The sequence below is a fragment of the Ensifer adhaerens genome, from assembly GCF_002940685.1.
Lineage (GTDB): Bacteria > Pseudomonadota > Alphaproteobacteria > Rhizobiales > Rhizobiaceae > Ensifer > Ensifer adhaerens_E.
Genome location: NZ_PNFP01000009.1, coordinates 315,559 through 328,373, shown reverse-complemented (window position 1 = coordinate 328,373; position 12,815 = coordinate 315,559). Strand labels below are relative to the sequence as shown.

Annotated in this window: 14 protein-coding genes; 6 read left to right on the top strand and 8 right to left on the bottom strand. The window is 62.6% G+C overall.

Features of this window, described 5'->3' with window-relative positions; genetic code table 11:
• Nucleotides 1-191: 191 nt before the first annotated feature.
• A complete protein-coding gene (locus tag C1A35_RS19560) occupies nt 192-1,082 on the bottom strand; it encodes an alpha/beta fold hydrolase (RefSeq protein WP_104665894.1) in 891 nt (296 codons plus the stop codon).
• Nucleotides 1,083-1,179: 97 nt separating this feature from the next.
• Here C1A35_RS19560 and C1A35_RS19555 point away from each other — a divergent pair, with 97 nt between their 5' ends.
• The 3 genes from C1A35_RS19555 (at nt 1,180) to C1A35_RS19545 (ending at nt 3,978) form a co-directional block, all read left to right on the top strand.
• Entirely contained in the window at nt 1,180-1,752 is a 573-nt protein-coding gene (locus C1A35_RS19555; RefSeq protein ID WP_104665893.1) for a CGNR zinc finger domain-containing protein, read from the top strand.
• 231 nt (nt 1,753-1,983) lie between these two features.
• Nucleotides 1,984-2,982: an ABC transporter substrate-binding protein gene (locus C1A35_RS19550; RefSeq protein ID WP_104665922.1), complete on the top strand. Its 999-nt coding sequence runs from the start codon at nt 1,984-1,986 to the stop codon at nt 2,980-2,982.
• Nucleotides 2,983-3,090: 108 nt separating this feature from the next.
• Nucleotides 3,091-3,978: an ABC transporter permease gene (locus C1A35_RS19545; RefSeq protein WP_060522087.1), complete on the top strand. Its 888-nt coding sequence runs from the start codon at nt 3,091-3,093 to the stop codon at nt 3,976-3,978.
• Between the two features lie 70 nt (nt 3,979-4,048).
• Here C1A35_RS19545 and C1A35_RS19540 read toward each other — a convergent pair whose 3' ends face one another.
• Nucleotides 4,049-4,957, bottom strand: coding sequence for a DMT family transporter (locus C1A35_RS19540; protein WP_104665892.1), 909 nt, complete (start codon nt 4,955-4,957; stop codon nt 4,049-4,051).
• 152 nt (nt 4,958-5,109) lie between these two features.
• Here C1A35_RS19540 and C1A35_RS19535 point away from each other — a divergent pair, with 152 nt between their 5' ends.
• Both C1A35_RS19535 and C1A35_RS19530 read left to right on the top strand, forming a co-directional pair.
• The gene (locus tag C1A35_RS19535; protein WP_104665891.1) at nt 5,110-5,583 is read left to right on the top strand and encodes an Lrp/AsnC family transcriptional regulator; all 474 of its coding nucleotides are present in this window, start codon (nt 5,110-5,112) and stop codon (nt 5,581-5,583) included.
• A 168-nt stretch (nt 5,584-5,751) separates the two neighbouring features.
• Nucleotides 5,752-6,675: a diacylglycerol/lipid kinase family protein gene (locus C1A35_RS19530; protein ID WP_104665890.1), complete on the top strand. Its 924-nt coding sequence runs from the start codon at nt 5,752-5,754 to the stop codon at nt 6,673-6,675.
• Here the strand turns inward: C1A35_RS19530 and C1A35_RS19525 are convergent.
• Together C1A35_RS19525 and C1A35_RS19520 are read right to left on the bottom strand one after the other, a co-directional pair.
• The gene (locus C1A35_RS19525; RefSeq protein WP_104665889.1) at nt 6,612-8,138 is read right to left on the bottom strand and encodes an ArnT family glycosyltransferase; all 1,527 of its coding nucleotides are present in this window, start codon (nt 8,136-8,138) and stop codon (nt 6,612-6,614) included. The two genes, C1A35_RS19530 and C1A35_RS19525, sit on opposite strands and share 64 nt — an antisense overlap.
• Entirely contained in the window at nt 8,131-9,108 is a 978-nt protein-coding gene (locus tag C1A35_RS19520) for a glycosyltransferase family 2 protein (protein ID WP_104665888.1), read from the bottom strand. Before C1A35_RS19520 ends, C1A35_RS19525 begins: the two co-directional genes overlap by 8 nt.
• A 132-nt stretch (nt 9,109-9,240) precedes the next feature.
• On the opposite strand from C1A35_RS19520, the gene C1A35_RS19515 reads away from it, so the two are divergent.
• Nucleotides 9,241-10,194 (top strand): lysylphosphatidylglycerol synthase domain-containing protein, encoded by a 954-nt coding sequence (locus C1A35_RS19515; protein WP_104665887.1) that lies wholly within the window; start codon nt 9,241-9,243, stop codon nt 10,192-10,194.
• A gap of 41 nt (nt 10,195-10,235) precedes the next feature.
• Here C1A35_RS19515 and C1A35_RS19510 read toward each other — a convergent pair whose 3' ends face one another.
• The 4 genes from C1A35_RS19510 to C1A35_RS19495 all read right to left on the bottom strand — a co-directional run bounded on the left by C1A35_RS19510 (nt 10,236) and on the right by C1A35_RS19495 (nt 12,712).
• Nucleotides 10,236-11,738 (bottom strand): AMP nucleosidase, encoded by a 1,503-nt coding sequence (locus tag C1A35_RS19510; protein WP_077961848.1) that lies wholly within the window; start codon nt 11,736-11,738, stop codon nt 10,236-10,238.
• Between the two features lie 83 nt (nt 11,739-11,821).
• A complete protein-coding gene (locus C1A35_RS19505; RefSeq protein WP_104665886.1) occupies nt 11,822-12,142 on the bottom strand; it encodes a YnfA family protein in 321 nt (106 codons plus the stop codon).
• Nucleotides 12,143-12,288: 146 nt separating this feature from the next.
• Complete coding sequence (locus C1A35_RS19500) at nt 12,289-12,465, bottom strand: hypothetical protein (RefSeq protein ID WP_179119521.1); 177 nt, start codon at nt 12,463-12,465, stop codon at nt 12,289-12,291.
• A gap of 73 nt (nt 12,466-12,538) precedes the next feature.
• Nucleotides 12,539-12,712 carry a hypothetical protein gene (locus C1A35_RS19495; protein WP_034804185.1) on the bottom strand — a complete coding sequence of 58 codons (174 nt, stop codon included), beginning with the start codon at nt 12,710-12,712 and terminating at the stop codon, nt 12,539-12,541.
• Between the last annotated feature and the right edge of the window lie 103 nt (nt 12,713-12,815).

The following is a 12,815-nucleotide window of genomic DNA, read 5'->3' as shown; positions in this document are numbered from 1 at the left end:
GCCGCCACAAGGAGGCGAAGGCCCGGTCTATCCGAACATGTAAGGTTCGGCAGGCGGGCCGCACGGACCTCCGTGAGCAAAGCGGGCGAAGGCCCGGTCTATCCGAACATGTAAGGTTCGGCAGAGTTCCCGAGATAACAACGAAGCGGCGCCGGAGATAGTCTCCGGCGCCGCTTCGTTTTATGGCCGCGCTACCAGGTCCGATCGATGAAGTCGGCGATCAGCGGCGCAATCTCGGGCAGGAATTCTTCCAGGGCGAAGTGGCCGGTATCAAAGAGGTGCAGCTCTGCCTCCGGTACGTCGCGCAGAAATGCACGGGCGCCAGGCTCGGTGAAGAAGGGGTCGTTCCTGCCCCAGGCAATCAATGTCCGCGGGCGATCGCGCCGGAGCCATTCCTGCCACTCGGCATAGCGCGCAAGGTTGCTCTTGTAGTCGAAGAACAGGTCGTATTGCGCCTGGCGTCGTTCCGGAAGATCGAGGAAATGCTGGTCCATCGTCCAGCCGTCCGGCGCGATGCGCTCGGGGTCGCTCGTGCCGCCTTCGTATTGCGCGCGGGTCATTTCCAGCGTCAGCAGCTGTTCGATCCTGACGCCGGCGTCGACGTCGTCTGGCGTGAGCGCAATGAAGCCTTGTGCAGCCTCCGACAGGCCTTCGTGGTAGGCGTTGCCGTTCTGTACGATCAGTCCGGCGATCAATTCCGGACGGCGAGTGGCGAGCCGGAAGCCGACCGGTGCGCCGAAGTCGAAGACGTAGAGCATGAACCGCCGGAGTTTCAGCGCCTCGACAAAGCCCTCTACCAAATCCGCCAGCCGGTCGAAGCTGTAGGTGAAGCGGCCGCCCGAGGTGGCGGAGGCAGGCGCGTCGCTGTGGCCGAACCCCGGATAGTCAGGCGCGACCAATCGGTAATCGTTGCCGAGCGCATCCATCAGGCGGCGGTACTGATGCGACGAGGACGGAAAACCGTGCAAGAGCAGAACGATGGGAGCGTCTGCGTTGTTCGGTACGCTTTCCCGGTAGAACAGACGGACACCGTCGATATCAATGGAGCGATGACGAATGACTGGAATGCGAGCGATGGGCATTTAACACTCCTTGTTTCTAAATTTATGCATTAGAATTGCATCGGCTGAACTAATGTGTCAATTATAAAAATAGACATTAGAAGCGCATGGGGTCGAAATGGATGTGACGCCGTTCGTCGGGGAGCCGTTGGCGCTCGATCTCGTCAACACGCGACCGCAGGTTTCGGCGGAAATCGTCGACCTGATCGCCGATGGCAAAGGGCTGCAAGCCTGGCTGGAACTGGAGAAGGATCGCCTTTCAGAGGTGTTTTCGCCAGAGACCGCCTCGATCTCGGCCGCCGATCTGAGGCTCATCCATGCCGTTCGCGACCATGTGGCGACAGCCATCGACCGTCAGATGCGTGGGCTTGATGTGCCTGCGACAGCCGTAGAGGGGCTCAATGCCGCAATCCGCGCGGCACCCGCCATCCGCCAGCTCGACTGGGGCGACCCGCCAACGCTTGGCAGCCGCAGGGAAGGATCAACGGCCGTGCGCCTCGCAGCTTTCCTTGCGGAGGATGCGGCGGCGCTCCTGGCGGGGGCGGGAGGCCGGCTGATCCGCAAATGCGAGGCGGACGACTGCGTCATGCTGTTCGTCGGCAACAACGCCCGGCGGCGCTGGTGCTCGGCGGCGCGTTGCGGAAACCGGATCCGCGTGTCGCGTTACTATCAGCGCAGCAAGTCGTCCTGACGCCGGCCTCAACCATATTCAAACATTAGTAAAGGCACGCGTTGACGCAAATGGGAAAGTCCTTGCCGGAAAAGCCCGTTAGCTTTCATGGTGTCATCGGCTTGAAACCGACGGATCTGCAGGCCTCTCGGTCCCTGTTGTGTTGAGTTGGACCGAGCCCTGTGACGCTGTCGATCCCCGCGGTGAGATCGGCAGTGCGACGGGATGCACCGCCAAAACAAGGGAACGGAAATGAAGAAGCTTCTTGCAACCACCTGCCTGGCCGCCGGCCTCCTTGGCCTTGCCGGCGCCGCTTCGGCCGCCGAATGCGGCGACGTGACGATCGCCAACATGAACTGGCAGAGCGCCGAGGTGCTGGCGAGTGTCGACAAGATCATCCTGACGGAAGGCTACGGCTGCAATGCCGACCTGGTGGTAGGCGACACGGTGCCGACGATCACCTCGATGATCGAGAAGGGGCAGCCGGATGTGGCGCCGGAAGGCTGGGTCGACCTGCTTCCTGACGTCGTCAACCGCGGTCTCGAGGAAGGCAAGCTCGTCGGCGCCGCCGTGGCGCTTTCCGATGGTGCCGTCCAGGGCTGGTGGGTGCCGAAGTACATCGTCGACGCCAATCCCGACATCAAGACGATCGATGACGCCCTGAAGCACAAGGAGCTGTTCCCGGATCCGGAAGACGCGGGCAAGGGCGCCGTCTTCAATGGCCCGCAGGGCTGGGGCGGCACGGTGGTGACGACGCAGCTCTACAAGGCCTATGGCGGTGAAGCCGCCGGCTTCACGCTGGTCGATACCGGCTCGGCCGCAGGCCTCGATGGCTCGATCGCCAAGGCCTATGAGCGCAAGCAGGGCTGGGTCGGCTACTATTGGGCGCCGACTGCACTTCTCGGCAAATACGAGATGGTGAAGCTCGGCCATGGCGTCGAAGCGGATGCGGCCGAGTGGAAGCGCTGCAACACCGTTGCCGACTGCCCGGATCCGAAGAAGAACGACTGGCCGAAGGACAAGGTCCAGACGCTGGTGACCAAGGCCTTTGCCGATCGCGCCGGCCCGGCCATGGACTATCTCAACAAGCGTGCTTGGACCAACGACACGGTCAACAAGCTGATGGCCTGGATGACCGACAACCAGGCGAGCGGCGAGGAGGGCGCCAAGCACTTCCTGCAGGAGAACCCCGATATCTGGACCCCGTGGGTTTCCCCTGAAGTCGCCGAGAAGGTGAAGGCCGCGCTCTGATCGCGAGCGTTTGAACCATGGCGGCGCAGTCCTTGCGCCGCCTCATGTTCGATGTCCGGCAACAGCAAAACAACAATCGCGGCCGGGAAGATGTGAAGGGGAATTGGAATGGACTGGTTGACCCAGTTTCCGCATATGGACGACGAAAGCCTGAGGGCGCTGAAAAAGGCGATCGACGAAGGGTTTCGCGGCTTCACGCGCGCCTATGGCGATGCGATCGAGGGGTTCTTCGAGCCGCTGCAGTTTTTCCTCATCCAGTCCGAGCGTTTCATGACGAAGACGCCCTGGCCGATCATCCTGATCTTGATCGCTTTCATCGCCTGGGTGGCAAGCCGCAACTGGAAGATCGTCGCCGGCTGCATCGGCACGCTCCTGCTGATCGGCTACTTCGACATGTGGGACGACACGATGAAGACGGTCTCGATGATCTTCGTCTGTACCGTCCTGTCGATCGCCATCGGCATACCGATTGGCATCGTCATGTCCCGATCGGATCGGTTTCAGAATATCGTCAATCCGATTCTCGACGTCATGCAGACCATGCCGAGTTTCGTCTATCTGATCCCGGTCGTGATGCTGCTCGGCATCGGCAAGGTTCCGGGGCTGATCGCCGTGGTGATCTACGCGATCCCGCCGATGATCCGTCTGACAAACCTCGGCATCCGGCTCGTCGACAAGGATGTGCTGGAGGCGGCGGACGCCTTCGGATCCTCCGCCTGGCAGAAGCTCAAGAACGTGCAGATGCCGCTTGCTCTGCCGACGATCATGGCCGGCATCAACCAGACGATCATGATGGCGCTTGCCATGGTGGTCATCGCCTCGATGATCGGCGTTCAGGGCCTCGGCCAGCCGGTGCTGAAGGCGATCGCCAACCAGTACTTCACGCTCGGCATCTTCAACGGCCTTGCGATCGTCGGCATCGCCATCATCTTCGATCGCGTCAGCCAGGCCTATGGCCACCGCCTGCAGAAGCACCGCGAGATCATTCACGGCTGAGCCTGCCTTTGAAACAGAGAAGGCCCCGGAGCGGACACGCCCCGGGGCCTTTCTATCTTAGGGGCGTCGTTCAGGCCCTGGACGAGAGAATGCCGGTCGAAAGCGCGACGCCGGTAGCGGTGACGACCGCGGCGAGGATCTCGAAGGGGCCGATCTGTTCGCCAAGAATGATGGCGCCGCCGATCATCGCGAGAACAGGGGTCAGCGCCGTGAAGGCGGCGGCCTGCGTGCTGCCGAGGCTCTTCACGGCAAAGCCGTAGGCCACCATGGCGACGAGGCCGGACAGGATACCCTGGCTGGTGACCTGCAAGGCGATCTCCTCGACCGGAACGCTGGCAAGGGTGCTGCCGAAACAGGCGGCAAGGCCCAGATGGATCAGGAACGACCAGATGGCGATCAGGGCGCTTCCCTGCAGCGGGCTGAGGCCGGAGCGGCGGAAGGCGTGGGTATAGATCGCCCAGAGTGTCGCTGCCGCCGGAAGCAGCGCGTAACCGCTCCAGCCCGACGATGCCCCACTGCCGAGGCTGCGCGCCAACAGAATGGCGACGCCGCAAAGGATTGCGGCAAAGCCGAGCACCCGCATCCGGTCTGGCCGCTCGCCGAAGACCGTGATGCCGATGAGCGCGGTGGCAAGCGGCATCGAGCCCCCGAGGAGAACGCCGACAGAGGAGGCGGGAACCGCGTGGATTGCGTAGGCCGAAACCTGGAAGAACAGGGCGCCGGAGCCTGCGACCATCAGGACGAGCAGCAGGATCGGCAGCTTGCGCGGCAGGAGCCCGGTCTTCAGCCAGACCGGTGCAAGAAGGAGCGCAGGCACGCCGTAGCGGATCAGGCCGAGATCGATCGTGCCAAGCGCGGTGCCGGCGGAATGGCGCGTCGCGAGAATCCAGCCCGCCCAGATGAGGACCGTTATGAAGGCGCCGGCGTAGCCGGCGGCGACAGACGTCGTATTGCCGCGATCGAGAGCGAGCGCAACCATTTGAATTTCCTTCCCGAATTGGATACCTGAGAGGCTTTTGGGTCTGGAAGGAAGATTACGCTCTGATAGCGGGGCATGTCCTTGCGATTTGTGCCTGAAATAGACTATCGTCAGCAACAATGTGCCAATAACAACCACTGAAGTTTGTAAAAATGCCAAGTATCGATAAATTCGACCTCGCCATCCTTAGAATCCTTCAGGAGGACGCGCGCGCAACGAACGTCGAGATTGCCGAAAAGGTCAATCTTTCGCCGTCACCCTGCCTGCGGCGCATCCGCAACCTGGAAAAATCCGGCATCCTGCGTGGCTACAGAGCCGACATCGATCGTAAGGAAGCCGGCCTCGGGCTCACCGTCTTCGTCGAAATCAAGGTCGGGCGCCATAGCCGCGAGAACGCGCAGCAGCAGCAGGAGGCACTGCTCGCCATCCCCGAGGTGGTGTCCTGCTTCCTGATCTCGGGCAATGCCGATTTCCTCGCCGAGGTCGTCGTCGAGGATCTGCCTGCCTACGAGAAGCTCTTGACCGAGACGCTGCTGGCCTTGCCCGGCGTGACGGACATCCGGTCCAATTTCGCGATCCGCTCGATCAAGACGGGTGGACCGCTGAAGTTGCCCGAACCGCGATGAGCGTTGCGCAGCCTGAGCCTTTCGGCTTCCATTGTGCCGCTGCGATGGAACGGGCGAAGGGGCCGGCGCTCCCGTTAAGTTTCGGTAAGGTTCTGGAATTGGCCGCGATCGCGCTTATCTGATCGCGGTGAGCCGCATTGCCGCGGCGATGGAGCCGATGACCCGTTCATGAAAATCAAGGCAATCTTCAATCGCGACGGCGGAACGTTCCGCACGACGGACATGGCCGCCTATGGCCAGAAGGTCGAAGACGTCTTCCACGCCGCGGGGCACGAGATCGAGATTGCGGCGGTCTCCGGAAGCGAAATGCAAGATGCGTTGGAGCGGACATGCCGTCGCGACGACCTCGATGCCATTCTTGCCGGCGGAGGCGACGGCACGATTTCGGCTGCCGCTGGTGTGGCCTGGAAGAACCGCATGCCGCTCGGCGTCGTTCCTGCCGGAACGATGAACCTCTTCGCCCGCACGCTAAAACTGCCGCTCGATATCTGGAAAGTGCCGGAAGTGCTGGCGCGTGGCGTGATCATCGACGGTGACATCGGCAGCGCCGATGGCCGTGCCTTCGTGCATCAGTTTTCCATGGGGCTGCATGCGCGCATGGTGCGCTACCGCGAATCCTACAGTTTTCGCTCAAGGGCGGGAAAGATCGCCGCCAGCACCCGTGCTGCGGTCGGGGTGATTCTCAACCCTCCGGATTTCGAGATCGAGTTCGATGTCGATGGTCACAAGGAGAGCCGCCATGTCTCGGCGGTCTCGGTGTCCAACAACCCGTTCGGCCGCGATACCCTGATGTATGCCGACGACGTGACTGCCGGCCATCTCGGCTTTTACACGGCGCCGCCCCTGAGCCCGCCGGGTGTCGCCAAGCTCGCGCTTGATGTGATGCGCGGCAAGTTTCGTGACAGCCCGCTGATCACGGCCATGAACGGCCACGCGCTCGATCTGCATTTCCCGAAGGTCGAGCGCAGGATCAACTGCGTCATAGATGGCGAACTTCTGCCCATGGGCCGCGACGTCGCGCTTCGCATTCACCCCGGCGAACTCAAGCTGCTCGTCGGCGCGGATCGTGACGGATCGTCGATCCAGAAGTAGCCGAAACCGTAGCGATCCTCGAGCGTGCCGTGGAGATAGGGCAGGGTTAGCTGCTGCGGGCTGAGCGCGGTTTCCGGCACGCCCAGCGATTTCAGCGTGTCGACGAGTTGCGCCGGCGGCGTGCCGGCCTTGCCGTCCTCGCTCCAGACAACGAGAAGCGGTCCGGCAAGATGGTCGATCGCAGGGCTGCTGCTGTTGCCCGGCACGAAAACCTTGGCCCCGTGCAGACGCGTGCGCAGATTGCCGGCCACCTGCTTGTTCGCGGCCAGAACCATTGCGGGTTCTTGTCCCTGCTGCTGAACGATGGTGTCGACGAGCGTGCTATAGGGAATGCTCAATCTCGAAACCTTGCCGATCCACGGGCGGACGACGGCGCGGGTGGAAACCACCACCAGCGTCGTCACGATCACGAAGCCGATCATCAGCACGATGGGGCGGACGCTGCGGGTCGTGTCGACGCCGGACGCCTCGACCTTGAGAGCCAGGTAGAGCGGCAGCAGGGCAAGGAAGAGAACCAGCCACTTTTCCCGCATATGGGTGGCGCCGGCGACGAGCATGATGACGAGGACGGCACCGAGACAAATGACGAGCATGCGCCCGACGACGCGAGCCCAGAGGCTGTCTGCGCGCCAGATCGCCGGCAGGTCCTTGCGAAACACGACGGCGAAGACGACGAGGATGATCGCGGAGCCGCGCAGCGTCGCGGCAGCAAGCGCGACCAGCGCCTTGAGCGCCTTCGACGCGAAGCCTGCGTCCTGCGCCGTTCCCATTTCCTTGAAGGTATTGCTCGATGCGGCGCCGATATTTTGAAGGATCCAGGTTCCGTGCGGCAGAGCAATCAGCGCGCAGACGGCGATCGCGACGAGGATGCGCCAGTCGAACAGCCGGGCGCGAAGCTTCGGCTCCGGCAGGATCGCGATGATCGCGGCGGCGGGAACAAGCACGAAATTGTACTTCGAGATGACGCCGAGCCCGACGGCCACGCCCGTGAGCGCATAGGCAAAGAGCGTCGGCCGGGTCATGGTGCGCAGGAAGGCGTACAGGAACAGGGAGACGGCAAACAGCGCGGCGACCGTGTGCGAGAGGTCGCGCTGGGCAAGCAGGAAGATGGGCGGAAGAGCCAGGATGCCTATCGTCGTGCTTGCCGCAAGGCGCCGGTCGACGAGGACCTCGCGTGAGGCCAGGCCGAAGAAGAGGCAACAGAGGAACAGCAGGCCGTTCTTGAGCACCGTTATCGTTGCGACGGACGGGCCGAAAAGCGCGGTCAGGCCATACTGCAGCCAATTGTAGAAGGGCGGCTGCGAACCGTAGCCGAGCATCAGGAACTGCGAGACGAAGGCCTGCTCGGACTCGTCGATCTCAAGCGACGTCGAGGCGGATAGCCTGAGCGCGATGCAAAGCAGGAAGTAGCCCGCAATCAGTGCAATGACCAGGTTCGGCCGGCGGTTGACGACCTCAAGCATCGGTCTCGTCCCGCTCGAACACCTGCCGCACGATGTAGTTGGTGGTGCCGTCGTCGCTGAAATAGGTGCGCGCCATCATCTCCGCGAGAATGCCCGTGGTGATGAGCTGCACGGAGGACAGGAACAGCATGACGCCGACGATCAGCAGCGGCCGGGTTCCGATATCGTTGCCGAGAATGAACTTGTCGAAGCCGAGATAGAGCAGGATCAGCCCGCTGAGTGCCCCCGCTGCAAGGCCGATCGAGCCGAAGAAATGTCCCGGGCGCGCCTTGTAGCGCATGAAGAACAGCACTGACAGAAGGTCGAGGATCACCCGGAAGGTTCGCGAGATCCCATACTTGGACTGGCCGTGCTGCCGCGCGTGATGGGTGACCGGCATCTCGCCGATGCGGCTGCTCGGCACGACGCCCGCGACCCAGGCGGGGATGAAGCGGTGCATTTCCCCCATCAGCTTCACCTGCTTGATGATCGACGCGCGATAGACCTTCAGGCTGCAGCCATAGTCGTGAAGCCTGACGCCGGTGATCTTGCCGATCAGGCGATTGGCGCACCAGGACGGGATCTTGCGAAGCAGGAGGCCATCCTGCCGGTTCTTTCGCCAGCCGACGAGCAGGTCGAGCTGCCGTTCCTCGATCGCCGCGACCATCTCGGGAATATCGGCCGGATCGTTCTGCAGGTCGCCGTCGAGTGTGGCGATCAGGCGGCCGGCGGCGGCGTCGATGCCAGCCTGCATGGCGGCCGTCTGCCCGAAGTTTTTCTGCAGCTCGACGATCTTGAGGTCGAGGCCCGGATCGGAAAGAGCCCGCCTTGCATTCACGAGCGTTCGGTCGGTGCTGCCATCGTCGATGAGGATCAGTTCCCAGGGGGACGGAAAACTTGCAAGCGCATCACGGACCCGCGTGATGAGCGGTTGAATGCTGTCTTCTTCGTTGAACACGGGAATGACGACGGATAGTTCGATAGAATGCATGGGAACCGCTCATACATGCGGCGCTCGCGCTGCCGCAGGGATTGGACTGTGCTTACATAATCGTTTTCTTGCATAGTTATCAGTGATAACCAACGTTCAATCTTGCCCTTCAACACGGGAAATCGAGGCCTGATGATATCGGATTGCGAGCCTGACCGGCGATCCTGGCTCGTCCGCAACCGGATGACATTGCTGTCGGCGGGCGCCATTGCGGCCTATGCGGCCTTTGTCGAATGGTTCTGGGGATGGCCGGCACTGCTGCGCCAATGGTCGGAAATCGGCCTCAGCGCCGCATTTTCGGCCCTCGTGCTTCTCATCGCGACCTACTTCATCCGCTGCTATCGCATCTATGACTACTTCCCGAACGAAACCTCGGGCCGCTTCCTGCCGCTCTTTCGCGTCACGCAGGTCCACAATCTCCTGAACATCATGCTGCCGTTTCGCGCCGGCGAGACCAGCTTTCCGCTGCTGATGCGTTCGGAGTTTTCCGTTCCGCTCGCCAGGGGCACGGCCGCTTTGCTCGTCATGCGCCTGCTCGACCTGCATGCGCTCCTTGTCGTCGCTGTCGTCGGGCTCGTCTTCGGCAGAGGGTCGATCGCGCTCTGGGTCATCTGGTTTGCGGCGCTCGGCTCGCCGCTTCTCTTCTTTCTCCTCAAGGATCGTGCAATTGCGCTCGCGCGCCGGCTGCTGCCGACAAGACTTGAGTCGATCGTGGATGAACTGGAGGCGGGCCTGCCGGGCACCTTGGCCGCATTCCTGCGCGCCTGGGGTATGACCATCCTCAACTGGGCGGTCAAGGTGATCGTCCTTGCCTGGGTGCTGGCCTTCATGGGGGTCGCGCCGCTGGCCGCCTGCTTTGGCGGCGCGCTCGGAGGCGAGCTTTCCTCGGTGCTGCCGATGCATGCGCCGGCCGGCGTCGGCACCTATCCCGCGGCGATCGCGGCCGGTGCCGTCTCCTTCGGCGCTCCCGCCGGCAAGGCGGGTCTCGAACTGCTCGCGACGGCCGGCGTCAACGCGCATCTTCTGATCATCGTGTCCGCGGTCGCGGGCACGCTGTTGTCGATGGTTCTGGGGAAACGTCGCTAGAGCGATGGCTTGGGCGCAGTGCCCTAGCGACGTTTTGACCGTTACTGGAACGAGGTTTCGTAGAAGCTTCTGAGCTTGCGGGAGTGCAGCTTTTCCGGCGGCATGGCCGCGAGCTTCTGCAGTGCCAGGATGCCGATCTTCAGGTGCTGGCTGACCTGCGTCTTGTAGAAGGCTGTCGCCATGCCCGGAAGCTTCAATTCGCCATGCAGCGGCTTGTCGGAGACGCACAACAGCGTTCCATAGGGCACGCGGAAGCGGAAGCCGTTGGCGGCGATCGTTGCCGATTCCATGTCGAGCGCGATGGCGCGCGCCTGCGAGAGCCGCTTGACCGGGCCGCGCTGGTCGCGAAGTTCCCAGTTGCGATTGTCGATGGTGGCGACGGTCCCGGTGCGCATGATCTGCTTGAGATCGTAGTCACGGTAGCCCGTCACTTCGGCCACCGCATCCTGCAGCGCCACCTGCACCTCGGCGAGTGCCGGCAGAGGGATCCAGACCGGCAGGTCATCATCAAGGACGTGATCCTCGCGCATATAGGCATGGGCAAGAACGTAGTCGCCGAGGCGCTGGCTGTTTCTGAGGCCCGCGCAATGGCCGAGCATCAGCCAGACATGCGGGCGCAGCACGGCGATATGGTCGGTGATCGTCTTGGCGTTGGACGGGCCGACGCCGATATTGACCATGGTGATGCCGCCGTGGCCCTTCTTCTTCAGGTGATAGGCAGGCATTTGCGGCAGCCGGGGAAGGGTAAAGTCCGTCTCCGGCTTGTCGGCCCCGGCCGGGGTGATGATGTTGCCGGGCTCGACGAAGGCCGTGTAACCGTTACCGCCTTCCGCCATCTGCTGGCGGGCCCAGGCGCAGAACTCGTCGATGTAGAACTGGTAGTTGGTAAAAAGCACGAAGTTCTGGAAATGATTGGCGTTCGTTGCCGTGTAGTGGCTGAGCCGCGCCAGCGAGTAATCGATGCGCTGCGCCGTGAACGGCGCCAGCGGCGACGGTTCGCCCGGACCCGGCTCGTAGGAGCCGTTGGCGATCTCGTCGTCCGTGGTCGTCAGGTCGGGCGCATCGAACAGGTCGCGCAAGGGGATGTCGATGGTGCTCGCTGCCGATGCCTCGACATGGGCCCCTTCGCCAAAGGCGAAATGCAGCGGGATCGGGGTGGCCGATTCCGACACGGTGACGCCGAGCCCGTGGTTGCGCGTCAACAGGCCGAGCTGTTCCTTCAGATAGTGCCGGAAGAGCTTCGGCCGCGTGATCGTCGTCGTGTAGACGCCGGGCGCGCTGACATAACCATAGGAGAGGCGGGAATCGACATGGCCGAAGCTGCTCGTTTCGATGCTGACCTGCGGGTAGCAGGCGCGATAGCGGGTCAACGGCTTGTCGGTCTTGCCCAACCCCTCGAAGGCTTCGCAGAGGAACCGGGTGTTGCGCTCGTAAAGCGCCTCAAGGCAATCGACAGCGGCCGCAGGATCATCGAAATACTGCGGCTCGAAGGGTTCGGGCGTGGCGGTGGAAAGCACGGAGTGTGAAGAGATTCGCTTGTTCATGTCGCATTATAGGCTGCGGCTTCTGACAAGCAAACGACAAGATGGCGGCGCTCACAACCGCGAGGCGATCTGGGGCGCGCGGTTCAGCGCGGCCCGGCAAGGATGATCGCGCTGCCGATCAGCGCGACGGTCATGCCGGTGAGATCCCAGCGGTCCGGCTTGACGCCTTCCGCCAGCCAGAGCCAGATCAGCGACGCGGCGATGTAGACGCCGCCATAGGCCGCGTAGGCACGGCCCGCGGCCTCGCTGTCGATCAACGTCAGCAGCCAGGCGAAGAGCGCCAGCGACGCCACGCCGGGAACGAGCCAGAGGGCCGACTTGTCGAGCTTCAGCCACGCCCAGAAGGCAAAGCAGCCGGCGATTTCGGCAAGGGCGGCGAGGGCGTAGATGAGATAGGCGGGCATCGGTTCGGGGTCTGGCGGCCTTGGCTTTGACGAATCCTCTTGAGGCACAAGAATAGGAAAGCGGCGCGCTGATGCGCAAGTCGACCAAAACAAAAGGGCGCAATGGGCGCCCTTTTCAACTCATGGCTCCGGTTCGTCGCGGTGCGTCAGGTCATGGCCTGGCGCTGCAGCGTGACGAAGAGGACGAGGCCGGCGCCTTGCTTGCCGATGCCGTTGCCGCTCGCCTTGGAGTAAGCGAGCGCCCCGACCGGTGCCATCAGCAGGCTGGCGAGTGCCAGCACCCGCAGCGATAGAAACGCGGAAGTCGAAAGTGCTGCCAGCATGTTCGTCTCTCCATCGGATCACGAGGTGATCGGTTTCGGTTTGGGGCCTTGGAACTTGCGTCGGCCTGCTGCGTTAGAGCTTGGCCTGGCAGTATTGCGCCGTGTGAGCGGTGCAATCCGTCAGCGAACCAAGATACGTGTTGCTGCGGCGACGTTCGGTATCTGCGCTGACTGCGGCGGCAAGAGTGACAGCGAAAACGACCATCAGAAGGCTGATGATGGTGAGGCGCCGAGCGAGGATATCCATGGTTCTGTCCGTTGTTTGGAGGCAGGTTCAAATCGATTGAGTGTGTTTTCGCATACCCAAACTGAATTGATGCTGAGATGTCCGTTCATCTGGCGTTCATCTT